Genomic DNA, 24887 nt, shown 5'->3' with positions numbered 1-24887 from the left:
CGCTCTCCGTCTTAAGCAAAGTATTCAGACATGTGAGAAATTCGAAACACACTTTTCTCTATCACGATTTTTAGCTCAGTGACGGAGTCTGAAGCCGCTGAGATACTCTGCTCAATCACCGTCGGAAGTTCGGCATCGATAAAGTTATGTGGAAGTGCACCATGGAAACTACTACGCGATAACTTCAGGTTATGCTCAGCATCTGATATTTTTCCGGATGCTTTTTCAGCTTCAATTTTCCACCGCTGTTGTTGGGCATCAGACATACCGTTGCCGCCCGCTACCCCAACTAGTACAGAGCGGTTTGCGATATCTTTGATGATCAAACGCTGCTGAGCATCAACTTCAAACTGCAAACGGCAAAGGTGGGTATTCTTGTTTACAAAGCCATAAATATCACACTGGCCAGTTCTGATTTTCTTTTCAAACTCATCACCATCAACATAAACCCAACGGCTGTCTCCGCTTTCTTGCTCAGAGACAGACGGATTGTGCTGTAACATGACCAGCTTGATCATACGTGGATTATGATTCACGTTATAACGTCGAGCTGTGGTGAAATCGTATTTAAACCATTCTTTTCGCATCATGGTTTCGCGAGAGAAGGAAACAGACAACTCAGAAGCTATTTCATTGTGGACATCATCAATAATGACCTGCGCATCGTTGGCACTTTCTTGGGCTGTACCTTGGTTGAAGGCTTTTTGGGTTGCAAATTCATGAATAATTGAACGCACCACATTGCGCGACTCCGGACTGTGCCATAAGCAGTCTTGCAACAATAGCAAGTCGAGAGGATTGATGGCGTCACGTCCATTATAAAAAGCACTGGCTTTCAACAGTCGTACCGACTTTTTCCAGCGACGATCTGAAATATAGAGTTCGCTGTCTTCTGAGGAAAAATCTTCACCCGCTTCGGCTCTCTGTTCGATCATCGACTTCAGTTCATAAATTTTTTCAAAAATGTCTTCACTCAGTCGAATCTGATCAATGTACAGTTGCCAACTTTCGTATTCCTCATCCGTTATCGCCAAGCCAGGCTCAAGTTCTTTTATTGATGGGCCATCCCCCATCAACATTGCCTTGAAATTCTGCTTCTCCTGAATACGGTTCACAAACACTCGAACTAGCATCCGGTCAAACAGAGCTTCCAGGCCGCTGTCTTCTTCAGGTAATTCATTGGATGCCGTTACCAGAAGACGCATTGGAACCGGAAGAATATCTTGACCATTTTTAAACGTGCGTTCATTAACAACAGTAAGCAAAGTATTCAGAATAGCAGGACCTGCTTTCCAGATTTCATCAAGAAAGACCACTTGGGCCGTTGGCAAATATCCGTCCACGAGCCGTACATACTTTCCGTTATCCTTTAGCTCTTGGATAGATAGCGGGCCAAAGACTTCTTCAGGGGTAGAAAAACGCGTCATCAAGTAATCAAAAAACTTACTGTTATCAAAAGCCTGAATCAATCGCTTTGCAATCAGGCTTTTCGCTATACCTGGAGGCCCCAACAGAAAGACACTTTCACCAGCTAACGCCGCAAGCAAGCACAACTTAATTGTTTCTTCTCGTTCATATACACCATTTGACAAAGCCTTGATGAGTTTTTGGATCCTTTCCGATACCAAAGCTTTGTTCGGTTGCGCTTGTCTTGCCATTGTCAGCATAGTTCCGACCTCTCTGATTGCTATGTCCGTGTGTCTGTAGCACAACAATTCCTAGACTTCTATAGGATAGACATAAAACACATTATGTTACAATATTGTAAACTGAAATACTTTGTTACATTCCTTGTATATCAAAGAGTTCGTTCTACAGCCAGAAGTGAAACTATGATTGCATTATTGAAGTCTTGCTTCGAGAAGGCGAATCAGATATAAAAACGAGTCGCATGCAATATAAATCCATATTATTCATATAGTTAAATGACGCGATGCATTTCGTGATATTTGTAACCTCTTCAATAGAAACTGACATATTTCACACTTAGCTCTAGGTTGTCACATCAAAACGGTTGAATCCTCTTCTTCTCTCTCATTTTATTTTTGAAGCAAGGTTTTTATGTTTATATCTCAAAAATCAATCTTGGGTCACAAATAACTCAAAAAAAGCAATCCACTCGTAACTTAAAAGACCAGCGTAATGTTTCATATCTTCATACCGCAAATAACTTGTCTGATTTCTCATACTTTGACACTATATTTGCCCTAGAAATCATACAATTACTTCATCTATCAACGGTAGCAAATGAACAGTCTATCTCAACTCCCTAAGCGGCTAGCTATTGTTGTTACCGCTGGTGTCTTTTTATCTGTACTTGTTCCTTCTGGAGGAGCGCTTGACGTAATACTCTCTATTTTTTCTCTTGTACTTATTATTATTTTGTTACGAGCAGACTTTGGCCAAGAAATGCGAGGTTGGTTGTTCCTCGCTCTCGGCACCTATGGACTTGGTGTCCTTGCCGATTTGCTTGATGAAATTCCTGAATTGAGAAAGCATTGGCTACTTGACAGTACAGATGACATTTTCATGCATATAGGTGTGTTCTTGATCTGTTTCTGCTTCAATAAAATGCTTCGCCAGCGTTTTAATCTTATTAGTAAGCTCAATATTCAGATCGCTAAAGCCCGAACGTTAGAAAGCCAGCTAAGTCGTTTAGCCTTGCAGGACGATCTCACCAGATTGAATAACCGCCGTGCATTATTTCGTCGCTTCGATAATATGGCAATTCACCTTGAAAGAGGAATCCTTGCATATATAGACCTCGACAACTTCAAGCAGGTTAATGACCGCCTTGGCCACCATTACGGTGACCAACTGCTGGTTAACGTTGCTTCATTTTTGCTCAAAACGGCACCTACTGGCAGCCAAATATACCGAATTGGCGGTGATGAATTCGTAGTACTACTGCCCGATGAAGATCAGGCAAAATGTTACCAATGGATTGATACACTCTATGAGCTAACAAAAGAAACCCGGGAACACTATAGCATCGACATCAGTATTGGTTTGGCCCCCTACTACCCCGGCAACCTCAGTGAACCTGATGCCATATTGGCAAAAGCAGACAAAGCCATGTACAAAAATAAAGTTAGCAAGGAACGGGCAAAGCAATCCTATCCAAGAACTTCTTAGCAACTGGTTTTCACATAACTGTCATATGTTCGTAATAAGCTATTCGCCGATATCAATCTGGTATATTTTGGAGAAATATAATGTTGACCAGGGCTACTACCTTATGCGCCATATTCGCCAGCCTTGCATTCGGTGTACAAGCAAAAGAAACCGTAACAGTTACAGGCTCAACGTCTGTTAGCCATGTTGTTGAAGTACTTGCCGAAACCTACTCTTTAGCAAATAAAGAATACTTTATTGCTGTACAAGGTGTTGGCTCATCTGCCGGTATTATCGCAATCAAACAAGATGCAGCCGATATAGGTATGAGTTCTCGATATTTGAAGACCGCAGAAATCAATCCCGATGTCCAGACAGTGACAATAGCCCATGATGGTATTGCTCTGGTTGTTAACAAAAACAACCCTGTTTCAAACCTGACAAAAGAACAAGTCTCGAAGATTTATCATGGTGAAATCACTAACTGGAAACAAGTCGGAGGCCCGGATCTAACAATGGCTGTAGTCAGCCGTGAAAACGCGTCAGGTTCACGCTTTTCTTTCGAAGACTTCATGGGGCTGACTCAACAAATTTCTGGGCAGACTGTATCAGACATCAACCCTCAGGTGTTGATCGTGAATACCAACGGAACGGTTAAAAGTTTAGTATCACGCAATACACAAGCAATTGGCTATATCTCTCTTGGCTCAGTAGATGACTCCGTTAAGCCGTTATCATTTGAAGGTGTCCAGCCCACCCTGACCAATTTGGAATCTGGTGAGTATAAAATTTCACGTCCCTTCCTGATGCTCTACAAAGAAAAGAACATAGCGGATAACGCCAAAGAGTTTATCGATTTTGTCATTTCCAAAAACGGCCAGAACATTATTGAACAACGTGGCTACCTTGCGGTTCATCCTCAGTAATAAGCACTATAAAAACCTCAGCAACGCCCTCAAAAATGGCCAGCAATTTCTGGCCATTTTTTACCGAATACAACAATTCATTGCTTAATGACTGGATACTTGAGCACTCGCCCCCATTCCGTCCACGAGCCGTCATAGACGGTTAGTTTCTCTCTCCCTGCCAGCTCTGCCGCAAGGGCAAGAACACACGCTGTCACACCCGAGCCACAGCTGAAAATCAAATGTTGTTCGGGCTCACTCACAGCATCAAAACGCTGAGTCAGTTGCTCAACACTGATGAAATGGCCATCTTTTACCAACTGAGAAAAAGGCAGACTTTTGGCACTCGGCATATGACCACTGCGTACACCTTCTCTAGGCTCTGGCTGAGTACCATAAAAACGCGCTGCCGGACGAGCATCAAGGACAACCGTATCTAACGTATCCAGCTTCGTACTTAGTGCATCTGCGTCTATTACCCATTGAGGCTGAAACGTCGCTTTATACTCTGTCTTTTCAACTACATAGGGAGAACTGGTTTCTATTGAAAAACCAGCGTTTTCCCAGGCCGATAAGCCGCCGTCAAGTACAGCAACAGATTGATGTCCCATAGCCCTGAACATCCACCACACTCTCGGTGCTGAAAACACCCCCTGGCTGTCATAAACCACAATGCTGTCGTTCGTTTTAATCCCGAGTTCAGAATTTGCCTGAGAGAAAAAATCAGCAGAGGGCAACATATGAGGCAGCTCAGTATCAGGGGCCGCAACTTTGTTATCAAAATCAAAAAATCGTGCCCCCGGAATACGTTTGACCGACCATTCTTGTGCAGGATCACGTTCAACTCCGGGAAGAAACCAACTGGCATCAAGTACCACGATGTCAGGCCTTTCAATATGCTCTGCCAGCCACTGAGCTGACACTAGTGAGGACGGGAATATTTTTTCCGACATAATGCATTCCTTTCGCTGGGTACTTCTATCTTTATACCTAATACATCTATTTACGCTTTTAACAAAAAAAAACACAGGACTCATTGCCTTACAATTTGGCCCCGGGAAATTTGTCGATATCAGCGTGCTTTCTTCCAGTCCAAGCGGCTATTCCGCCGCTTGCAATTAATCAACGACTTCAAGTTCAGGCCAATTTATCAACCAGTTCTTTTCTCTAATACGCTATTAAAAAACATCAGATCTTGTTGGCAAGCAGAAGCTGGCTCGTCCTCGTATCAATAGTCATTACGAAACTTTCTGAATGAGCGCAGAAATACCGTCCTGAGGAAACTCGGCTTTTTCTGCCATTGCTGCAATATCGTGTGATGAGTACTTCCGGCTATCGTAGACAACGACCATACTCTTATCACCTGATTGCAAAAACGTTGTTTCACCGTACTCTGTATAGCGGGTCGCACCGATGCTGATCAGCGCCTGCTCGGGGTAATTGGCATTCGCCAAGTGGTGAGCAATGTTCTCGGTAGGACCTACATCTTGTTGATTGTTCATTCGCTCAACAATCCAATTCAACAACTTTTCGTGAAAGTAGCTGTAGCCAATTACCGGACTATCCTCACCATAGCGTTCAACTTGATTCGCTCGCTGGTGAAAGCTTGCGATGCGATAATGATCGAGCTCTCCCCCTTCAGATAAACCATCAAGGACAAACATCTGGCTGGAAACACCTTTCGTATTTGCCCCCCAGTTCTTTTTTTCACTGATTTTATTGGCATCAGGCTTACGAATTGAACAGTCATTATAAGCTGCAAATTTGACCGGCTTGAGCGCAACTACCTTATTTGCCTCATATTCGATATCGCAAAGCAAAGCGACTTCAGGCTCAATTTGTAAGTTATCTGCCTCGTTTGGCGGCATGATAGTGTCCGTCGATAACGGATAGGTAGATAAAAAACCGGCTTTTTCTGAAGGTACATAGAACGGAAAAATTGCTTTCGGCTGTACTGCTTCTTTCACTTCAACCGCCAAGAAGTCATTGGCTTCACCTGCTTGTTCAAGATGGCCAGCAAAATTACCAGCTACGCCAAAGCCTATTACATTTTTAAACGCCATAATCGTCCAATTCGTGTTAGAAAGTTATCCCGTATCATAGCGAGTGCATTAACTGTTATCACCCTACTTTGGCTAACAATTTGTACCAACTCAATTATCGGTTGGGCGCTTGCCTAGAATTAATACAGTTTTTACTTTAAGTATCCTGTTGTCTGACCATTACCATGCAACAACATACAGCACATAACGATAGTATCTATATAGACATATTATCAAGGCCTATATATAGTTGGCTCAATAAAATAGCTCGATCCAATTAAAGATAATGTTCACTAGGTGAAAGGATGTATAAGACAAGCCTAAGGGCCTCCGCAGTTCTACTCGCACTTGCTACCACACCAAGTATTGCAGCAACCCCAGTGACCAAGGCAATCAACGGCAACAATGCCTCAGCGTATGGGAGTTTACTGCTACCTTGGCAAGCAGCCATAAAACAGACACTTAGTGACTATACAGGTTGTGGTGCTGTTGTTATTGCCGAAAACTGGGTAGTTACCGCTGCTCACTGTGATGTCGCACTAATTGGTAACGTCGTTATTGCGGGTACATCATATATTCCTCAGGGCGACTTAACCAAGCTGGATGACAAATATAAATTCAACGTTACGTCTCGTCTTCCACATCCAGATTTCGACAGTGTGAACGCTAATCATGACATCGCGCTTTTCCGCGTTGATCGCTCATTGTTTGCTGTCGCCCAACCCATTAAAGTAGCAACCGTCGCAGAACAACTGGCAGTAGACCAAGAATTTGCCAACACCTGGGTTGCGGGTGCAGATTCAAAAGCAAATCTAATCGCTTCCGGGTGGGGTGACACTGTCACGAAAGGTACTACACCTTCAGATCTTCAGGTCGTAAAACTTGGCGGGATCCCTGACGATCAATGTAATAACACGATGACAGATAACAACAGTTTTCTTTGTGCCGATTCAAACATTGCAAATTTGGTCAAAGATGTGTGTGCCGGCGACTCAGGCGGACCGATCATCTGGCAGAATAAAAATTTGATCGGTGATGCCGACAAAGGGTTACGCCTTGTTGGTGTCACCAGCAACGGTGCTGACTGTAACATAAAGAATAGCAATGCAGACAATCCAGCCTATCAACTCAATGGCCAGTATTCGCAGCTATCAACGTATCGTACTTGGATTGAATCAACGATTCATGCCGCGGAAGGTAATTCATCCTTCAGTCTCTCTGGAGTAGCGACACCAGTATTTAGCCAAGACCCTTTTACCGAGGTTGAAGAGAAGCCTAAGAACTCATCCAGCAGTTCATCAGGTGGCTCATCAGGTGGTTCCTTGCCGCTTTGGGGACTAGGTCTTCTATCTTTGGTCGGTTTTTTCCGTCGCCATAGGTAAATAAGAAGGGCTCCATTCGGAGCCCTTTTGCTTTATATAATCTTTGAGATATTATGCATCTTCAAGCACAACAATTTTCGTTGAGCCTCCATGAAATTTTTCGCGCCGACGTTGAACCAAGGCAAAAAAGCCTGGTATCAGGAATGTACCCGCCAGCAAGACGCATAGCAGCCCGCCCGTCAATGAAATACCCAGGGAGTTCTGGCTTATATGGCCCGCCCCCGAGGCAAAAATGAGCGGCATAATCCCAAGAATAAACGACCATGATGTCATGTTCACCGCACGAAAACGTAGCTTACCACCACGAACTGAAGCCTGTTCGATGTCCAGCTCTTTCTCTTCCCGTTCAATTTTTGCAAACTCCACAATAAGAATCGCATTCTTCGCGGCCAACGCAATCAAGAGCACAAGGCCTATCTGAGCATACAAATTAAGCGGTGTGCCTGTTACCGCCAAGGCGAGAAATGAACCCAAAGTGGCAACCGGAACGACCAAAATTATCGCTAACGGAATACTCCAGCTCTCATACTGGGCAACCATAAACAAATAGATAAAGATCAGTGCCAGTGCAAAGGCATAAATAGCCTGGTTGCCCGCTTTAACCTCTTGATAGGCCATACCAGTCCATTCATATTGATAGCCTTGAGGTAGTACTTCAGCGGCTACACGCTCCATCGCAGCAATAGCATCACCACTTGAATAACCAGCAGCTGCACTTCCCTGGATAACGGCCGAACGATACATATTATATCGCCATGCAACATCTGGCTCGAACACTTGCTCAATCGTTGCCAGTGTACTGAGCGGGATCATTTCACCACTTGAAGAGCGAACATGAAAACGTTCAAGGGAGTCAAGATCACTTCGGTACTCGCTATCCGCCTGGACTGTCACTCGGAAGTTCTTGCCATACAACGTAAAATCATTAATGTACATCGAACCGAGGTTACCCTGTAGCGTCTGGAAAACTTCAGTCAACGGTATTCCCAATTGCTTAGCTTTAACACGGTCAACGTCAACATAGTAGTGTGGTACGTTGGCTCGGAATGTACTAAAGGTAAATTGAATTTCAGGCTGCGCATTGGCTTTCTGAATCAGTTCCCCCATTACATTCGCCAAATCAGTACGGTTTCGGCCTAGCGTATCTTCCAATACAAACTCAAAGCCTGACGCCGCACCCATCCCCGGAACTGCAGGCGGCCCCATAGCAAAAACGATCGCTTCGGGCAGTTCTGCAGCTGCACGAGCATTTATACGGTTGGTAATTGCGAAGGATGAATGATCTCCCTCCATCGCATTCCGCTCATCCCACTCTTTCAGTTTGATAAACATTGATGCGCCATTTGATGCTGCAGCACCTGTCAGGAATGCATAACCGTTGGCAACAGTTATCCCTTCAATACCCGGTTCTTGTTCGACTAGCTCCTGAAGCTTAATGGTCGTTTCTTCTGTTCGGGATAAAGAGGCCGCATCGGGTAGCTGTACGTTAACCAGCAAAATCCCTTTATCTTCCTGAGGAACAAATGCAGTCGATGTCGTTTTTGATAAGAAGCTAACCGCCAACACCGCTACGATGAAGAAGCTCACCAATAGGCCAACTTTACGTACCAAGAAGCCTGCAATTTCACCGTACTTCAAAGTAACCTTATCGAGTCCCTTGTTAAATGTCTGGAACCAGCGAGAAGTATTACCACCGCCTTGCTTAAGCACGAGTGAGCACAATGCCGGTGACAAGGTAAGTGCATTAATCGAGGAGATAACAACAGATATACAGATTGTCAGTGCGAACTGGCGGTACATGATCCCAGTTATACCCGGCAGCATTGCGACAGGCAGAAATACCGCGAGCAGAACCAGTGTCGAAGTAATAATCGGCCCCGTTACCTCTTTCATTGCAATCAAGGTTGCTTGACGAGGTGTCAGATTTGGATCGCGCTTCATATTGGTATCAACGTTTTCGATAACCAAAATGGCATCATCCACAACAATACCAATCGCCAGTATCAAGCCAAACAAGGTTACCGTGTTAATAGTAAAGCCTGTTGTAAGCATGATGGCGAATGTGCCGATCAATGAAACTGGAATAGCAACGACGGGGATCAAAGTCGAGCGTATACTACCCAAGAACATGTAGGTTACGGCAATGACCAAAATAATGGCTTCAATAAGGGTTTTCACAACCCCTTTAATTGACTCTGCAACGAACAAGGTAGTGTCATAGCTGGTTTCATACACCATATCTTCCGGCATATTGGTTTTCAGCTTGTCAAGCAGCTCCATAACTGCCTTTCCACTCTCTAGCGCATTCGCATCAGATTGTAGTGACAGCGTCACAATGGAAGCCGGCTGCCCTCTGAACATCCCGTTACCGTCATAAAACTTCTTCCCTAGCTCAACACGGGCAATGTCTTTGAGATAGACAACCGATCCATCAGGATTAGCACGTAGTACAACATTCTCAAACTCACTGACTGACTCTAGACGACCTTTGGTCACCAAATTAAACTGTACTTCCTGTGCATTATTAAATGGTGGCGCGCCAATCTTACCAGCCGCAACCTGAACATTCTGCTCAGCCAGAGCGGCATTAACATCCGAAGTGGTCAAGCCAAGATTGGCCATCTTCTCGGGGTTGAGCCACACACGCATAGCATATTCGCCACCACCGATAACGTTCACCTCACTGATACCCTGTACTCGGGCCAGCTGATCTTTAACGTTCAGGTTAATGTAGTTAATCAAAAACTGATCATCATACTTACCGTCAGGCGAATAAAAGTTCAGAACCATCAAAAGATCCGGTGAACGTTTCTTAACCGTCACACCAACCATCCGCACTTCCGCAGGCAGTTTTGACTCAATTTGAGAAACGCGATTCTGGACGTTAACCTGGGCCATATCAGGATCCGTTCCAACATCAAATGTCACGTTGAGGTTATAGGAACCGTCATTGGCGCTTTTAGAGGACATGTAAATCATGTTCTCGACACCGTTCACCGAAGCCTCTATTGGATCTGCGATGGCTTCTTCGACGACTTCAGCACTTGCACCCGAATAGTAGGCTGTAACACTGACTGATGGCGGACTGATTTTGGGGTATTCCGCGATCGGCAGGTTCATTAACGCAATAGCCCCAGCCAAAGTCAGAATAATGGATATCACCAGCGCAAATTTTGGACGCTGGATAAAAAAGCGACTTAGCATTGTTATTCCTTACGCATCCGACTGTTCAAGACGAACAGTCATACCATTACGAACACGCTGAAGACCTTTAGTTAGCACAACATCACTAGCTTCTAGTCCTTTTCGGATAATGATGCCCTGCTCTGTTTGAGCCCCTAGAACAACATTCCGACGCTCAGCCACATTGTCATCTTTCAATACCATTACAAAGTCACCTTCAAGATCACTTTGTACGGCTCGACGAGGGATCACTGTCATTTTCACCGGCGCTTTCTCGCGCAGGAACACTTGCACATGCTGGCCAGGCAACAACCTTTGTTCTGGATTTGCAAACTTTGCGCGCATCGCAATAGTGCCTGTATTCAAATCGATACGATTGCCAATAAAATCAACCTGCCCCAGGTGTTCATAGTTTTCACCATTATTTAGTGTTAGTACGACTTCAACATCGCCCTGGCCTTCACCACTCCCATCAAGACCATCAATGCCTAAATTAAGCCGTTGACGCTCACTAATATTGAAAGAGGTCTGTATCGGGTCAAGGCTAACCAAGGTTGTTAATACACCAGAGTTCGGTGTAACAAGATCACCGATACTGACTTTACTATCACTGATCCGCCCGCTAAACGGAGCTGTAATACGGGTAAAGGACAAATCAATTTCAGCTGACATTAACTGAGCTTTTGTCGATTTCAGCTGTGCTTCAGCATTTAACTTCTCAGCCGTTGCTTTATCAAAATCAGACTGACTTATACTGCCTTTTGGTAGTAGGTTTTTACCCCGTTCCCAATCAAGGTTGGCCCTTTTAAGGGTCGCTTCCGCCTGAGAAATCGAAGCCTTCGCACTGGCTACTTTTGCTTCATAGGCTGCCGGGTCAACTTGAAATAATAGCTGCCCTTTCTCAACTACCTCACCTTCATTAAAGAAACGTTCTTTAAGATAGCCAGACACCTGCGCGGTAATTGCAACATCTTCCACCGCTTCTGTTCGACCAACGAACTGCTTGCCTTGTTGATAGTCAATGATTGAAACAGGCTGCGCTGCAACCAACGGACTCATAGGTGCAGATTGTCCAGATAACTTATCGCCACAACCGACAAGCAAGCTGGCGCTTATCAGTGCTGCAATAATATGTTTTTTATTCATTTTGCCGACCATATTTAATAGGTATATATAACAAGAAATTGCGAATGCAATAACCAAATAATGGATCATTAATTCAGATATAGTAGTTGTCTGTTAAACTTAGCATCATGCCTTTAATGAAAGCTGAACAATCGAGGCTAGTGACAGGATTTTGCTAGATATGTGTATCAAAATGTTTCAAGTCATTATTTGACACCACTATCAATAACTGTCTTGGCATTTCACTTTTTAATACATAGATTTATTGAACAAAAAGAGAGTAAGGATTAACATTTATATGGACTTTTTCCCTGTTTTTTTAAGGTTAAACAATAGAAAAGTACTAGTTGTCGGAGGAGGTGATGTTGCATGTAGAAAAGTCGACCTTTTACTACGAGCCGATGCTGATATCACGTTAATATCTCCACAGCTTCATCCTTACCTTGCAACGTTAGCCAATAACAACCAGCTAACATGGATAGAGAAAGAATATCAATCAAGCGATGTTGAAGGCTTTCACCAAGTGTGGGCAACAACAGATATTAAATCGTTAAATCATCAGATTTTTAGCGACGCCGAGGCCCTTGGAATTTGGACTAATGTCGTTGATGATCCTCAGCACTGCCACTTTATTACCCCTTCAATGATTGACCGCAACCCAATCCAAGTCGCAATATCCAGCGGTGGAGCATCACCTGTCTTAGTTCGCTATATTAGAGAGAAATTAGAAACGCAGTTGCCGCAAAATCTTAGCTTGCTGGCAACTTATTCAGGAGAACAACGCCAGCGAATTAAACAATATTTCAGTACTGTTGATGAACGTCGAAAGTTCTGGGAGCGCTTTTTCCGCCTTCCGGATGTCGAAAATGCCACCTCGACTGATCAACTTGAGGCTGAATTCAGTGCACAGTTAACACAACCAGAAGAGTCAACTATTGGAAGCTTGTATGTTATTGAAACTGGAGCTGATCCCGAATTACTCAGCTTAAAAGCATTACGGTTAATGCAGCAAGCCGAGCACGTCCTTTATCCGAAGGGATGTAATGATATATTTGTTGATCTTTGCCGGCGAGATGCCGAGCGCGAAGCATACTTAGAGTCCGGTGTTAACCAACAAATAACCGAGCTGCTTTCTCAAAACTTACGTGTTTGTCTTCTGGTCCCCAAAAACACGGTACCGTGTGATCTAGAGAAACTATGTGTCGAAAACAACAGTCCGCTTATTCCTTGTTTAGGCTGAGGTGCGTTCATAGATATAAAATACAGACACAGAAATATAGATACAAAAATGCCGCGCAATTGCGCGGCATTTTTAGAAACTTTAGAATAGGTTAATCAAGCTCTGCAACAGCATACTCTTCTTTTGGCTGGCTCAACTTCTTCTGCAACCATAATCCCGATGCTTTCATGCTATAGCCAAATATTGCACCAAGAATAAGTGATGGGATCACCAACTGCCAGTCACCATTTGCAGCAAATGTTGCGCAAGAACCAATAAACGTTCCCGGAATGAAGTTTAACCAAGATTTCTTAGCTTGTACGCACATCAGAAAAGCGACGATTGCCGTTACAACATAGCCAATGATCTCAATTCCAACCATTGTAGATAGATGAATAATGACCAGAGCCCAGAACACACCACTTAAGTTTGTCGCAATACTTAAGCCCAAGCCTTTCACCCCTTCTTTGGGCGAGGCAAAATACGTAGTACAGCCTAAAAACCCTGCCCAACTTAACAGGCCGAGCGAAACAGCAACCCATCCCCATATGCCTGAAAGAATACCTGTTGTAATAGCGATGGCAACCAAAACTGACATGTGAAATCTCTTTAAATCCGCTTAAGGAAACAGTCTAGTTGACTCCATATGATTTTTTGGTGACAAAGATCACAAGTGCAATGCAATAGATGCTATCTGATTTTCAGAAACAAGATCCACATCACCTTAATATCGATTTCATCAACAAGACAGAACACATACTGTTCTTCGAGTAAATCGCACACGCACATCCTGTAAATTCACTGTTGCCCACAATAAACAATCGTGAGGCATACCCATAACCGGGCAATTCCAAAAATATGAATTCAATCTATTAATAATGTCTGTCTTAATTCGACTGTGGTAACGTATCACCGTCAATATTTTCTATGAACAGTGTCATCATTGCTCCTTGCTTTCAGACTGTTCATGGGTAACTTCGGAGTTTTCATGGGACCTTTAATGCTTGATGTATCTGGCTGTGAGCTAGATGCCGAAGAACGTGAAATTATTCAACACCCTACCGTTGGTGGTATTATTTTTTTCGCACGTAATTATCATGATAGAAAACAGCTTAGGGCTCTCACAAAAGCGATCCGAGAAACTGCCAAACGCCCGTTACTGATTGCCGTCGACCAAGAAGGCGGACGAGTACAACGCTTCCGTGATGACTTTACTTTGTTGCCACCAGCCAAAGCCTTCGCAGGTCAACAAGACGGGCTAGAGCTAGCCAAACAAGGTGGTTGGCTCATGGCCGCAGAGCTATTAGCCATGGACATTGATTTGAGTTTAGCTCCAGTTCTTGATCTGGGCTTCGACTGCAAAGCGATTGGCGACCGTGCTTTCTCTGATGATCCCCAGCAAGTTATCAAATATGCCAGCCAATTTATCCGCGGTATGAAGCAAGCCGGAATGGCAACAACTGGCAAGCATTTTCCAGGTCATGGCGGCGTGATCGCAGACTCGCACCTTGAAACACCAATAGATCCTCGTGACAACATTAAACAACACGATATGACAGTCTTTAAACAACTAATAAACGATGGCTTGCTAGACGCAATGATGCCAGCTCATGTTGTATATGATTCCTATGACAATCAACCTGCAAGCGGCTCCGAATATTGGTTAAAAAAAGTACTCCGTAATGATCTAAAGTTCGACGGTGTTGTTTTTTCTGATGATCTGAATATGAAAGGTGCAGATGTGCTTGGAAGCTATAGCGATCGTGCAATTGCAGCTCAACAGGCCGGTTGCGATATGGTCATGCTATGTAATAATCGCTCTGGCGCCATTCAGGCACTAGACGGTCTTCCACAAACTCAAGTTCCTTGCTTAGAAGTACTTTGCAAGCAACCAACAGGGGAGTATAAAGACTTGGTTAAATCGCGAATGTGGCAGGACAACCAACAGGCTATTATCAGACTCACTCAATCATGGCGAGAGCAACAGTCTTAAATAATTAGAGCGCCGGTGTTAATACACATCGGCGCATTTCTGTGATCACGGCAATCAAGCAACACATGCCAATTTGTCTTCTTGAGGCTGGGACGCCATGCTTTTGCAAAAGTAGGCGAAATCTTTAAATATCATAGGCTTGCCAAAAAAGTACCCCTGTTGCAAATAGACACCTTGCTCGGCAAGATATTGAGACTGTTCCTCTGTTTCAACACCCTCGGCAATCATTTCCATCCCCGCTTCTTTACCAAAAGCAATAATCGAATCGAGCAACGAAAGTTTAATATCTGCTGTACCAATATTTTCCACAAACATCTTATCGATCTTTAGACTTCTAATATTCAACTGCTGGATGTAACTAAAACCACCGTACCCGGTGCCAGCGTCGTCAAGCTTTACACCAATTCCCTGTATCCTTAGTTGCTCAATCACATCAGAAGCCATGGTTAGATCCGTAAACTGTTTTCTCTCGGTAACCTCAAAAGCTATTTGATCCGGGGTAATTTCAGAATGTTGTAAGAGGTTCAAAGATTTCTCCAACACGTCCAGGCTTTCAAGCTGATCTGGTACCACGTTGATGCTGATAATTTGCTTAGTCATTTGCCAGTTCAGCTTACCGATTTCATATATCGCTTTTTCAATAAGCTGTTCGGTTATTGGTAATATCTGACCACTTTTCTCGACGTACGGAATAAACTCCATTGGAGAAATGACATCTTGTCCGGGACGCTGCCAACGTGCAAGCATTTCACAACCATATAATGAATTGCTTGATACATCGACAATCGGTTGGTAATAAGGAACAAATTCTTGCTTGGCCAATCCCTGCTCAACAAGTGAATGAAGAGACATTTTTCGGCGCATGATCATACGATAAAGTGAAATGCATATGATTCCCAGTGCGCCGCCAAACATAAATAATGGTAACCATAACTCTTCTTTATATCGACTTAACAGTTCGTTTTTAACGAAAGTATTTACCCTTAACCCTTCTGAAAAATCGGAACTAAACAGAGGTTCGTTTGCAAGTAATGAAGCATCACCACGCCAGTAAGATACCGTTGGACTGTCTATAGACGAAATGGAGCTAAGAACGCAATTCTCGCAATATTTATTCCTAAGTGTCTCAGAAACCAAAGGCTCCAGATGAACAAGCAATGTTCCCTGCCCACCTTGCCACTCTGCCACTAAAAGGTTTTCTTCACTTCTCGACTCTGAAGCTACCCATAATGAAACATTAGGGGCTAGATTGTTAATTAGCGGAGCAAGCCTTGCTTCAACATCACCGCCTTTGAAGCTAGAGCATTGTTTGCCGTTCTTCGATTTTATTGTGATGCGCCGAATAACATAATCGTTATAAGCAATATGCTCAAGTTGGTGCTGATCTAGAGGGCTGCAGTCAAATTGGAAATTCTTACTCAACGAAGTGAGGACATCAGGAAAGCGCTCAACCTTCATTGAATAAGTATTCAGCAGTTCTTCCGAATCAGAGCTGATAATATAAGACAGCTGCAACTGCGAAAAAAAACCACTTAGCAATGAAAATAGAAACGATAGACTAAGAACAAACGCAATAGATGATAAGCTGTCCTTTTTGCAAACACTCCTCTTGAATACACCCGCCTCTGTATTCCGAGCTCGATTATCGAATAACATAACCTGAAAAAGAACCTTTCCCTAGTAGCTGGCCATGGTAGGCAACTGTAAGTTTCACATTATATTGAGTAACAACAATATACAACAACATTCATTAATGAGAGGATTCATAAGCAATACATTTTCATCTCTTACGACTGAGATCACGACTTGATGGGATTTAAAAAAATGTGCTACATATTTGTGATTACCACAACCTTAAGCAATAACCTAAAGGGAATGTAGAAACAGACATGAGGGTCGAGCGAAGAAGACAACTAAAAGAAAAATACACAAATAGTATTAATTAGTATTCACATTGAACACATGAATAAAACAAAAGCCCCCTTTGGCACCTTAGCTTTATAGTGAGTCTCGTGAATAGTCTATATCCTTAGTGCGTTTTTTCTCTTTAACGATAACAAATGCAGCACCGATAATGAAGGCAATGACTAGCAGAGTTTCCATAAGCAACCTTTGTAAAACTTTGATTTTAAACCATGATAACAACTCTAACAGAGCAGCATCAACATTAAGGGCTAAGCTATGGTCTAAAGATTGCCTCTAAGCAAAAGCAATTTTTAGACTTAAAATAAGATACCCTATTTGCGTGTTTTATGCACTAACCAGTTACAAAAATGTGATGAGAAATTGTGTAACTCTGTCACCACATAAAAGATTTGGCGAATCACTTAGTGACTAATTGTAGCAAACTAAAGTCGCCATCTATCATGAAATTTATATTATTTATTTGTAGCCCGCATATTTTGCGCGCATTCAACATGGAACGCCAGTTCTTTATTATTGAGAATTGTTACCTTTTAAAATTAGAAAAACTAATAGCAAAAAGCGGCCAACGCCGCTCTTTTGTACTAGTTTGAAATTGTGATAATTATAACCAACGTTCCTGCCCGGTAAAAGTAACAGATAGCCAGGTATCACCAAGATCGTCAACGAGCTCATCCCACAAAATCTGTCGAATATAATCCTGTCGTTTTGTCGTCCAGTAAGCATCATTTTTTACCAAAATATTTACTTCGAGATCGTATTGACGACCTGTTTTGGCAAAGTGGTGCGTATAATCATCAAAGTGGTATTGACGAGATAGCCTTTCAATAACCCGATCAACATGGCGCTGAACGCTATCCTGTGGAGCGACAAGCAGGACTTCACGTAGGTTACGGCGTAGTACCTTAATGGGAAGCACAGAAGCGGCAATTGCTAGAGTTGAAACCAATATCGGATCCACATACGCATTCCACTGCGAATAACCCAAGTGATCGAAAATAATCACAACGATAAATCCAACCAAAATTGCGGCACTCAAGATACCGTCAACGAGCCATTCCTGTGAATCCACTCGAACCAGCTCCGATTCCACACTGCGCGCAATATAAGTCTCAGTAAAGTAGATCGCGAAACAACACACCGTTGATACAACGGCGTAAACGATAGCATGTTCCAATACAATATCATGTCCACCATTGACAATGGTTTGCACACCACTGAGAAACGCAAACAAACACGTCATGAGGATGAGCAAGCCATTGACGACATTAATCAGAGGTTCGATATGTGCGTAACCGAACTGGAACTGCCGATCATCAGGCTTTGAAACAAGGTAGGCTGTATAAAGGCTTAAGCCTGTCATACCCATACTGAGAAACGAGAACATGCCGTCAAGTAAAATAGCATTGGATCCGACATACAATCCATAGCCAATCCCCAAGCTAGCCAACAATACGGTTCCAACCAGGGATAATTTCAGCGCTAAGCGTTCTTTACTAATTTTACGGCTAATAGCCATATAATCCTCCTCATTTACATAGTTAAAACAAATATAGCTACAATCACCATAGCACTAATTATAAGCAAATGAAAAGTAATACATTTTCAGCAAACAGTTGCACCGTGGCACTGATAACTTACCACCCAGCCATCGACACCTCTTATGAAAACAATACATCATTGAGCCAATCACCAAATTCTTTTTTCCGCAGTGCAGTATTGATAACTGATTGCTGCTTGCCCTTCTTAAACACCATGATTGTTGGCACACCCCGGATACGATATCGAGCCGCCAGTACTTTATTTTGCTGAACATTGACTCGCAAAAAGCGAAGTTGTTTTTTCCTTTCAGAGGCCATCTTCTCGAAAATAGGCTTAAAACTATTACATGGCGAGCAATTATTTCCCCAAAAAGTCACTACAACAGGTTTGGGGCTTTGAATCAGTTTATCAAAATTACTGACATTGGCTTCAACAGGCTTACCGTCTAGTATTGGCTTATTACAATACTCACACTGAACCGTGTTTGATAAAGATTGGGTGGAAATAGATACCGACTTCTGACAGTGCGGACATAAAACAGAAATTAACTTCATTGGTTTCCCGAGTGATAGAACAAATAACACTTTATGTGCCCGAGGATACCAGACTAGCCATTATTATTTCCAAGTGAGTTAAAGCTGTTGTTTCAACGAAAATCGCTTAGGTATAGAACATCAAATCACATAGATGCGTTATAGCCATCAGTCAATTTATCACAGCTCAAGTCAATTACTGCTGCGCTGAGCGTTGTAACTGTAACCTTTCTATATCGTTGAAAAAGTTTATCATTTTAGCGCGGCTTACGTTATATTCAAAGTCAGTGCCATCGCAATAACCTCGGTTGTATACCTGAACATCATGGGTTTTCAACTTAATGAATTCACAACTTGCGTGTTCTTCACATGCCTGATCACGCTCTTGCCTTAACTGAGTCCAATAAGTAGTAAAATGCCTAAGTGCATAGTCCAACTGCTCATAGTTTTCAGCCGTAAGCTCTGGTCGCAGAATTTTAAGTTCCTGCTGCCGTTCATCAATAAAATGATCAAATGTTTCAGTTAGGCTGTAGGTCGAGGGATCATAACACTCCCCTTGTATAAAAGTCGTTTTTTGTCCGGCAACATCTGTTACTGCTTCCTGCGAGGTACAAGCCGAGACAAAGAACGTAAAGAATAAACTACTGTATAACTTCATAGCGCACCACAAAGAGTCAAAAACAGCACCAAAGTCCAAACCTAAGTATGAGCGAATTATCTCGAAACACAGTGCTTATGCCCTCACAGTCTCGAAAATGAGACTAAATTTACAGTAGGCTAGTTAATCCAAGAAAATACGAAACACTAGCTTATTGTCAAAAGTCGATATTATTTTCTATTCTAAAGAAAGCCACACTTAATATATCAACACTTTTCTCTGTATTGTTTTCTTTACTGACTAAAAGCTCACTGGCGGAGGCGGTATTTTAACATTGTGCTTACACTTATAATTGTCTGGTTATACCTAGACTTATCTTGAGATAAGCCATTTAGTTAAAACGGACCACCTCTGCATCGGTATAGCCACTTGATTTGCTGTCCGCCTCTTCTGAGGCAGCAACAGAAGGAGCTTGAGATGAATGTTCAGGCCTTACCTATGCATCGATTCATTGATCATCATGGTAGTCTCGTCGATCAACTCCCCGCATGGGCCGATCAATCAGTGTTGAAAGGGTTTTACTGTGACATGGTACTAACCCGCATCTACGATAACAAAGCAATTGCGCTACAACGAACAGGTAAACTAGGAACCTACCCTTCTCACCTGGGATCCGAAGCCATCGGCATCGCAATTGGCCGAGCACTTAAAACAGATGACGTATTCATTCCTTACTATCGTGATATGCCTGCAATGTGGGCACGTGGTACAGCTATGGAGAAGAATCTGCAATACTGGGGCGGTGACGAGAGAGGCAGTGATTTCTCAGCCAATAACGAGCATTGCAATGATTTACCATTTTGTGTCCCTATCGCAACTCAATGTACGCATGCCGTGGGTGTTGCCGCTGCACTTAAAATCCAAGGTAATCATCAGGCGGCGCTTGTGACATGTGGAGACGGCGCAACCTCCAAAGGTGACTTCCTTGAATCACTTAACTGCGCCGGAGCCTGGAACATACCGCTGGTGTTTGTCATCAACAACAACCAGTGGGCAATTTCAGTACCACGATCTATTCAATGCGGAGCCGAACTGCTGTCCGATAAAGCCAAAGGGGCTGGCATCCAGGGGCTGACTGTTGATGGCAACGATGTTGTTGCTATGTACGATGCTATTTTGACCAGCCTTGATAAAGCCCGAAAAGGCAAAGGAACGACGCTTATTGAAGCGATTAGCTATCGACTCAGTGATCATACAACCGCTGATGATGCCAGTCGCTATCGCAGTGAAGATGAATTGCAACAAGCCTGGGAGTTTGAGCCCATTGCGCGTTTGAAAACGTTTTTAATCAACCAGCTCTGGTGGTCAGAAGCCGATGAAAAACAATGGCTAGAACACTGCCGCGAGGTTGTTGAAAAAGCCGTAGATAAATACAAATCCTTACCACCACAGCCTCCTGAATCTGCTTTTGATTTCCTTTATGAGTCACTTGACAGTGATCTTCATAAACAACGTGATTTGATTATCAACAAAGCAATGCGCATGCAGGGAGGTCACCGTGGCTGAACTAACACTACTAGAATCTGTCAATCTTGCCCTACACCATGAAATGACCCATGATCCCGATGTCATTGTGCTCGGTGAAGACGTCGGAGATAACGGCGGTGTTTTTCGTGCTACGGTTGGATTAAAAGAAAAGTTCGGCTGTAAACGGGTCATCGACTCGCCTTTGGCCGAAGCGCTAATTGGCGGTGTGGCTGTCGGTATGGCAAGCCAGGGCTTACGTCCAGTAGCTGAATTCCAGTTTCAGGGGTTCGTCTTCCCTGCAATGGAACACCTGGTCTGCCATGCCGCTCGAATGCGTAACCGAACACGAGGACGACTTACCTGCCCCGCTGTTTTCAGAGCACCATTTGGCGGTGGTATCCATGCACCCGAACATCATTCAGAGAGTGTCGAAGCCCTTTTTGCCCATATCCCCGGAATCAGCGTCGTTATTCCTTCATCACCACAACGGGCCTATGGATTATTACTGGCATCAATTAGAAGCAATGACCCTGTAATGTTCTTCGAGCCAAAACGTATATACAGAACGGTAAAGTCCGATGTTATAGACGATGGTAAGGCACTTCCTTTAAGTACCTGCTTCACCCTAAGAAAGGGGCGAGATGTTACGCTTGTTACTTGGGGTGCCTGTGTTGTCGAGGCCTTGCAGGCTGCTACAGAACTTTCACAGCAAGGGATTGAAGTGGAGGTTATCGATGTGGCAACAATTAAACCCATCGATATGGCCACTATCTATTCCTCTCTCGAAAAATCCGGCCGCTTACTGGTTGTCCATGAAGCATGCCAAACCTGTGGCGTTGGTGCTGAGATCCTGGCAAGAACAGCCGAACATGCGATGTGCTTACTGAAAGCTCCCCCCAAACGTGTAACGGGTATGGATACAGTCATGCCTTATTATCGCAATGAAGATTATTTTTTGATTCAGGAAGAGGACATTGTTAAGGCGGCAAAAGAGCTAACGGAGGGGTGGAAATGAAATCATTTACCTTGCCTGATCTTGGAGAAGGCCTCGCTGAATCTGAAATCATCGAATGGCATGTTGATGCTGGCGATACAGTTGAACTAGATCAGGTTGTGCTAACCGTCGAAACCGCCAAAGCAACCGTTGAGGTTCCTTCACCTTATCGCGGCACAATTATTCGCCGTTTTGGCAACGCGGGTGATGTGATCAGTATCGGTAGCTTGCTGTTAGAAATAGAGGAAAAAGTCACCACAGATCATGTGCAAAACAACACCTTAAGAACCGATACTGCCACCGTCGTCGGCACAGTCTCTCACCACGATCATGACGTCAATATTGATGAATTTTGGGTCGGTCATTCACAGCAAGTCAAGCCCACAGATACCTTAACAGCCATGCCGTCGGCCCGTTTGCTAGCACAAAAACTCGGGGTCGATTTGAATAACGTTAGTGGAAGTGGTCCTAGTGGCGTTATTCTCGATACGGATGTATACAATGCCTGCAATAAGCTCTTACCTGGCACAGAAGTACTTAAGGGAGCTCGTCGAACCATGGTTAGCACCATGGCAGAATCACACCTCAATGTTGCAGCGGTAACCATCACCGAAGAAGCCATGCTTGAAAGATGGAACCCGGATGAAGATATCACGAGTCGTTTGGTATTAGCCATTGTTGAAGCCTGCCACCAAGTACCCGCTTTGAATGCATGGTTCGATGCAGAAACCATGACTCGGTGTGTTCACAGTACTGTCAATATAGGTCTTGCTGTCGACAGCCGTCACGGCCTTTATGTTCCTGTCTTACGCCATGCTGATGAATACAGTACTCGAGGAATCCGTCAATGGGTCGATAAAACCGTCGCAGGTATTAAGGAGAGAAAAATTGGCCGAGAGCAGTTGCAGCATGCCACCATCACATTAACCAATTTTGGTGCCATCGCGGGTATTTTTGCAACCCCCGTAGTTACCCCGCCTCAAGTTGCTATCGTCGGGGCCGGCCGTATCATTGAGAAACTCATGCTCCGTGATAACAAAGCTGTACCGGTAAAAATATTGCCCCTATCAATGACCTTCGACCACCGTGCATGTACTGGCGGAGAAGCAGCACGTTTCATGAAGGCGCTGGTAAACCAGTTACAGCAAGCGAGCAATTAATTATTACGATGTACCAAATGTAAAAGTGCCAGTTCGAAGACTGGCACTTTTGATTTAATTGTTCTTGCAAAAATGAATGCTATTAATCTTCAGTTGCCGGATTTACAGGCTTCTTCTTTTTAGGAACGAATACGTTATCGCCCACTGCCATATTATCGTAATAGCGCTTATCCATCTTCTTCTTCGGTTTAGCAGAATCTGTTTTCTTCGCAACCGGCTTGTTAGCTGTTGGCTTTTTCTTGACAAACTTTTTCTTCGGAGCTGGTTTCAGGCCTTTGAATTTGCCCTCCAGACCTTCAATGGTACTGAAACTAATATTTTGCTTTAGGAAAGCTTCGACATTTTTAAAGCTCTTCCAGTCTTTCGGACCAACAAGAGAAATAGCATCACCCTTATTACCAGCACGGCCGGTACGACCGATACGGTGAACGTATTCTTCAGCATGTTTTGGCATATCAAAGTTAATTACGTGAGAAACTTTGTCGATATCCAGACCACGCGACGCAACATCAGTCGTCACAAGGATCTTGTGACAGTCACGCTCGAACTGGCTCATAATACTATTTCGCTGAGTCTGATTTAGGTTACCGCTCAGAGCGACTGCTTTCAGCTTACGCTCGTTCAGCTCTTTTGTCAGACGATCGGTATCAGCACGTGTTGCCGTAAAAATAATAACCTGATTGTAGTCTTCGGTTTCCAATACCTTATCTAGCAAAGCTTGCTTATGATCTAAGTGATCACACAAGATAAAGCGCTGGGTAATATCAGTATGCTCTTCGGCAGAATGACCGACAGAGAGGCGTTTCGGTGCATTGAGCATATCAGAGGCAATATCGACTACATCTTCATGATCCAATGTTGCCGAGAACATCAACGTCTGGCGACGACGGTGACTTGCCGCTTCATGAATGCGACGCAACTGCGCTTCAAAACCAAGATCCAGCATACGGTCCGCTTCATCAAGAATAAGCATTTCAAGCCCATCTAGGTGCGTGCTACGGTGCTCGAGGTGATCAGCTAATCGTCCTGGTGTTGCAATCACAAACATCGGATCATTACGAAGTGCTTTTACCTGATCGTTGAAATTTTCACCTCCAACAATCAATGTCCCATCATAAGGCGTACCAGCGTTCAGGGTACGTAGCTGGGCAAACACCTGCTTGGCAAGTTCACGAGTGGGAGTCAATACCAATACGCGTGGATCACGGCGAGTAAAGGGCTTGCTGCGATACATACGCTGCATCGCCGGAAGTAAAAATGCCAGTGTTTTACCGGAGCCAGTCTTTGACGAGGCCAATACATCCTTGCCTAGAATGCCAACAGGAATAGCTGTTTGTTGAATTTCAGTTGGTTTATTGAACGCCAGGTGATTCAATTTCTTAAGCAGGCGCTGGTCTAATCCAAGGTCTTTAAAATGCAAAATGGTGCTCCGGTAAAATGCTCAGTGTTGAGCAGATAATAATTACAGCTTTACCCCATGTGAGCCAACTCACACTAAGGTAGAAAATGTTAGCGAAGGATTATATCACAATTATTGATGCTGACATCTACTTAAAAGGCTGAATTATTTGTTGTCCCAGAATGAGATACTATAGAAAGTCAGGTACCTGAGAATCACCAACATAACTTGGGTGATGATACGAGAGC

The 24887-nt window shown here is 43.7% G+C and carries 19 protein-coding genes; 8 read left to right on the top strand and 11 right to left on the bottom strand.

The features are described from left to right. Window positions 1-11: 11 nt before the first annotated feature. Window positions 12-1667 carry an ATPase RavA domain-containing protein gene (locus tag EDI28_RS14200; RefSeq protein WP_128784544.1) on the bottom strand — a complete coding sequence of 552 codons (1656 nt, stop codon included), beginning with the start codon at window positions 1665-1667 and terminating at the stop codon, window positions 12-14. Between the two features lie 580 nt (window positions 1668-2247). On the opposite strand from EDI28_RS14200, the gene EDI28_RS14195 reads away from it, so the two are divergent. Next, window positions 2248-3135 carry a GGDEF domain-containing protein gene (locus tag EDI28_RS14195; RefSeq protein WP_128784543.1) on the top strand — a complete coding sequence of 296 codons (888 nt, stop codon included), beginning with the start codon at window positions 2248-2250 and terminating at the stop codon, window positions 3133-3135. A gap of 80 nt (window positions 3136-3215) precedes the next feature. Continuing rightward, complete coding sequence (locus tag EDI28_RS14190; RefSeq protein ID WP_128784542.1) at window positions 3216-4040, top strand: phosphate ABC transporter substrate-binding protein; 825 nt, start codon at window positions 3216-3218, stop codon at window positions 4038-4040. A gap of 77 nt (window positions 4041-4117) precedes the next feature. Here the strand turns inward: EDI28_RS14190 and EDI28_RS14185 are convergent, their stop codons facing one another. Both EDI28_RS14185 and EDI28_RS14180 read right to left on the bottom strand, forming a co-directional pair. Then, window positions 4118-4972 (bottom strand): sulfurtransferase, encoded by an 855-nt coding sequence (locus tag EDI28_RS14185; RefSeq protein ID WP_128784541.1) that lies wholly within the window; start codon window positions 4970-4972, stop codon window positions 4118-4120. A 285-nt stretch (window positions 4973-5257) separates the two neighbouring features. After that, on the bottom strand, window positions 5258-6082 hold the full coding sequence (locus tag EDI28_RS14180; RefSeq protein WP_128784540.1) for a DUF5718 family protein: 825 nt from the start codon (window positions 6080-6082) through the stop codon (window positions 5258-5260). Between the two features lie 284 nt (window positions 6083-6366). On the opposite strand from EDI28_RS14180, the gene EDI28_RS14175 reads away from it, so the two are divergent. Continuing rightward, complete coding sequence (locus EDI28_RS14175) at window positions 6367-7443, top strand: S1 family peptidase (protein ID WP_128784539.1); 1077 nt, start codon at window positions 6367-6369, stop codon at window positions 7441-7443. A 51-nt stretch (window positions 7444-7494) separates the two neighbouring features. On the opposite strand, the gene EDI28_RS14170 is transcribed toward EDI28_RS14175, so the two are convergent. Both EDI28_RS14170 and EDI28_RS14165 read right to left on the bottom strand, forming a co-directional pair. Beyond that, window positions 7495-10647 carry an efflux RND transporter permease subunit gene (locus EDI28_RS14170; RefSeq protein ID WP_128784538.1) on the bottom strand — a complete coding sequence of 1051 codons (3153 nt, stop codon included), beginning with the start codon at window positions 10645-10647 and terminating at the stop codon, window positions 7495-7497. A 9-nt stretch (window positions 10648-10656) separates the two neighbouring features. Beyond that, window positions 10657-11772 carry an efflux RND transporter periplasmic adaptor subunit gene (locus EDI28_RS14165; RefSeq protein WP_128784537.1) on the bottom strand — a complete coding sequence of 372 codons (1116 nt, stop codon included), beginning with the start codon at window positions 11770-11772 and terminating at the stop codon, window positions 10657-10659. A gap of 277 nt (window positions 11773-12049) precedes the next feature. Here EDI28_RS14165 and EDI28_RS14160 point away from each other — a divergent pair, with 277 nt between their 5' ends. Further along, complete coding sequence (locus EDI28_RS14160) at window positions 12050-12991, top strand: NAD(P)-dependent oxidoreductase (protein WP_128784536.1); 942 nt, start codon at window positions 12050-12052, stop codon at window positions 12989-12991. A gap of 91 nt (window positions 12992-13082) precedes the next feature. On the opposite strand, the gene EDI28_RS14155 is transcribed toward EDI28_RS14160, so the two are convergent. After that, entirely contained in the window at window positions 13083-13568 is a 486-nt protein-coding gene (locus tag EDI28_RS14155) for a DUF1097 domain-containing protein (protein WP_128784535.1), read from the bottom strand. 390 nt (window positions 13569-13958) lie between these two features. Here EDI28_RS14155 and nagZ point away from each other — a divergent pair, with 390 nt between their 5' ends. Then, window positions 13959-14963 carry a beta-N-acetylhexosaminidase gene (nagZ, locus tag EDI28_RS14150; protein ID WP_128784534.1) on the top strand — a complete coding sequence of 335 codons (1005 nt, stop codon included), beginning with the start codon at window positions 13959-13961 and terminating at the stop codon, window positions 14961-14963. Window positions 14964-15017: 54 nt separating this feature from the next. Here the strand turns inward: nagZ and EDI28_RS14145 are convergent, their stop codons facing one another. The 4 genes from EDI28_RS14145 to EDI28_RS14130 form a co-directional block, all read right to left on the bottom strand. Beyond that, window positions 15018-16619, bottom strand: a complete 1602-nt coding sequence (locus tag EDI28_RS14145; protein WP_128784533.1) for an EAL domain-containing protein — start codon at window positions 16617-16619, stop codon at window positions 15018-15020. A gap of 871 nt (window positions 16620-17490) precedes the next feature. Further along, window positions 17491-18405, bottom strand: coding sequence for a cation diffusion facilitator family transporter (locus tag EDI28_RS14140; RefSeq protein WP_128784532.1), 915 nt, complete (start codon window positions 18403-18405; stop codon window positions 17491-17493). A 142-nt stretch (window positions 18406-18547) separates the two neighbouring features. Then, window positions 18548-18982, bottom strand: coding sequence for a thioredoxin TrxC (gene trxC, locus EDI28_RS14135; protein WP_128784531.1), 435 nt, complete (start codon window positions 18980-18982; stop codon window positions 18548-18550). A gap of 175 nt (window positions 18983-19157) precedes the next feature. Further along, window positions 19158-19619, bottom strand: coding sequence for a hypothetical protein (locus EDI28_RS14130; protein ID WP_128784530.1), 462 nt, complete (start codon window positions 19617-19619; stop codon window positions 19158-19160). Window positions 19620-20036: 417 nt separating this feature from the next. On the opposite strand from EDI28_RS14130, the gene pdhA reads away from it, so the two are divergent. Genes pdhA through EDI28_RS14115 form a run of 3 tightly spaced genes read left to right on the top strand, consistent with a single transcriptional unit; the run spans window position 20037 to window position 23240 of the window. After that, window positions 20037-21125, top strand: coding sequence for a pyruvate dehydrogenase (acetyl-transferring) E1 component subunit alpha (gene pdhA, locus EDI28_RS14125; RefSeq protein WP_128784529.1), 1089 nt, complete (start codon window positions 20037-20039; stop codon window positions 21123-21125). After that, on the top strand, window positions 21118-22101 hold the full coding sequence (locus tag EDI28_RS14120; protein ID WP_128784528.1) for an alpha-ketoacid dehydrogenase subunit beta: 984 nt from the start codon (window positions 21118-21120) through the stop codon (window positions 22099-22101). Before pdhA ends, EDI28_RS14120 begins: the two co-directional genes overlap by 8 nt. Continuing rightward, the gene (locus tag EDI28_RS14115; protein ID WP_128784527.1) at window positions 22098-23240 is read left to right on the top strand and encodes a dihydrolipoamide acetyltransferase family protein; all 1143 of its coding nucleotides are present in this window, start codon (window positions 22098-22100) and stop codon (window positions 23238-23240) included. Before EDI28_RS14120 ends, EDI28_RS14115 begins: the two co-directional genes overlap by 4 nt. An 82-nt stretch (window positions 23241-23322) precedes the next feature. Here EDI28_RS14115 and EDI28_RS14110 read toward each other — a convergent pair whose 3' ends face one another. Continuing rightward, the gene (locus EDI28_RS14110; protein WP_128784526.1) at window positions 23323-24660 is read right to left on the bottom strand and encodes a DEAD/DEAH box helicase; all 1338 of its coding nucleotides are present in this window, start codon (window positions 24658-24660) and stop codon (window positions 23323-23325) included. Window positions 24661-24887 lie beyond the last annotated feature (227 nt).

The sequence above is a fragment of the Photobacterium chitinilyticum genome, assembly GCF_004104355.1.
Lineage (GTDB): Bacteria > Pseudomonadota > Gammaproteobacteria > Enterobacterales > Vibrionaceae > Photobacterium > Photobacterium chitinilyticum.
The sequence above is the reverse complement of the archived record's forward strand: the minus strand, read 5'-3'. Positions and strand labels throughout refer to the sequence as shown.

Coding starts and splice junctions, on each gene's coding strand:
- EDI28_RS14190 (WP_128784542.1), top strand. CDS start 3,216: ATGTTGACCAGGGCTACTACCTTATGCGCCATATTCGCCAGCCTTGCA.
- EDI28_RS14175 (WP_128784539.1), top strand. CDS start 6,367: ATGTATAAGACAAGCCTAAGGGCCTCCGCAGTTCTACTCGCACTTGCT.
- EDI28_RS14200 (WP_128784544.1), bottom strand. CDS start 1,667: ATGCTGACAATGGCAAGACAAGCGCAACCGAACAAAGCTTTGGTATCG.
- pdhA (WP_128784529.1), top strand. CDS start 20,037: ATGAATGTTCAGGCCTTACCTATGCATCGATTCATTGATCATCATGGT.
- EDI28_RS14160 (WP_128784536.1), top strand. CDS start 12,050: ATGGACTTTTTCCCTGTTTTTTTAAGGTTAAACAATAGAAAAGTACTA.
- EDI28_RS14165 (WP_128784537.1), bottom strand. CDS start 11,772: ATGAATAAAAAACATATTATTGCAGCACTGATAAGCGCCAGCTTGCTT.
- EDI28_RS14115 (WP_128784527.1), top strand. CDS start 22,098: ATGAAATCATTTACCTTGCCTGATCTTGGAGAAGGCCTCGCTGAATCT.
- EDI28_RS14130 (WP_128784530.1), bottom strand. CDS start 19,619: ATGAAGTTATACAGTAGTTTATTCTTTACGTTCTTTGTCTCGGCTTGT.
- EDI28_RS14145 (WP_128784533.1), bottom strand. CDS start 16,619: ATGTTATTCGATAATCGAGCTCGGAATACAGAGGCGGGTGTATTCAAG.
- EDI28_RS14180 (WP_128784540.1), bottom strand. CDS start 6,082: ATGGCGTTTAAAAATGTAATAGGCTTTGGCGTAGCTGGTAATTTTGCT.
- EDI28_RS14185 (WP_128784541.1), bottom strand. CDS start 4,972: ATGTCGGAAAAAATATTCCCGTCCTCACTAGTGTCAGCTCAGTGGCTG.
- trxC (WP_128784531.1), bottom strand. CDS start 18,982: ATGAAGTTAATTTCTGTTTTATGTCCGCACTGTCAGAAGTCGGTATCT.
- EDI28_RS14140 (WP_128784532.1), bottom strand. CDS start 18,405: ATGGCTATTAGCCGTAAAATTAGTAAAGAACGCTTAGCGCTGAAATTA.
- EDI28_RS14195 (WP_128784543.1), top strand. CDS start 2,248: ATGAACAGTCTATCTCAACTCCCTAAGCGGCTAGCTATTGTTGTTACC.
- nagZ (WP_128784534.1), top strand. CDS start 13,959: ATGGGACCTTTAATGCTTGATGTATCTGGCTGTGAGCTAGATGCCGAA.
- EDI28_RS14170 (WP_128784538.1), bottom strand. CDS start 10,647: ATGCTAAGTCGCTTTTTTATCCAGCGTCCAAAATTTGCGCTGGTGATA.
- EDI28_RS14155 (WP_128784535.1), bottom strand. CDS start 13,568: ATGTCAGTTTTGGTTGCCATCGCTATTACAACAGGTATTCTTTCAGGC.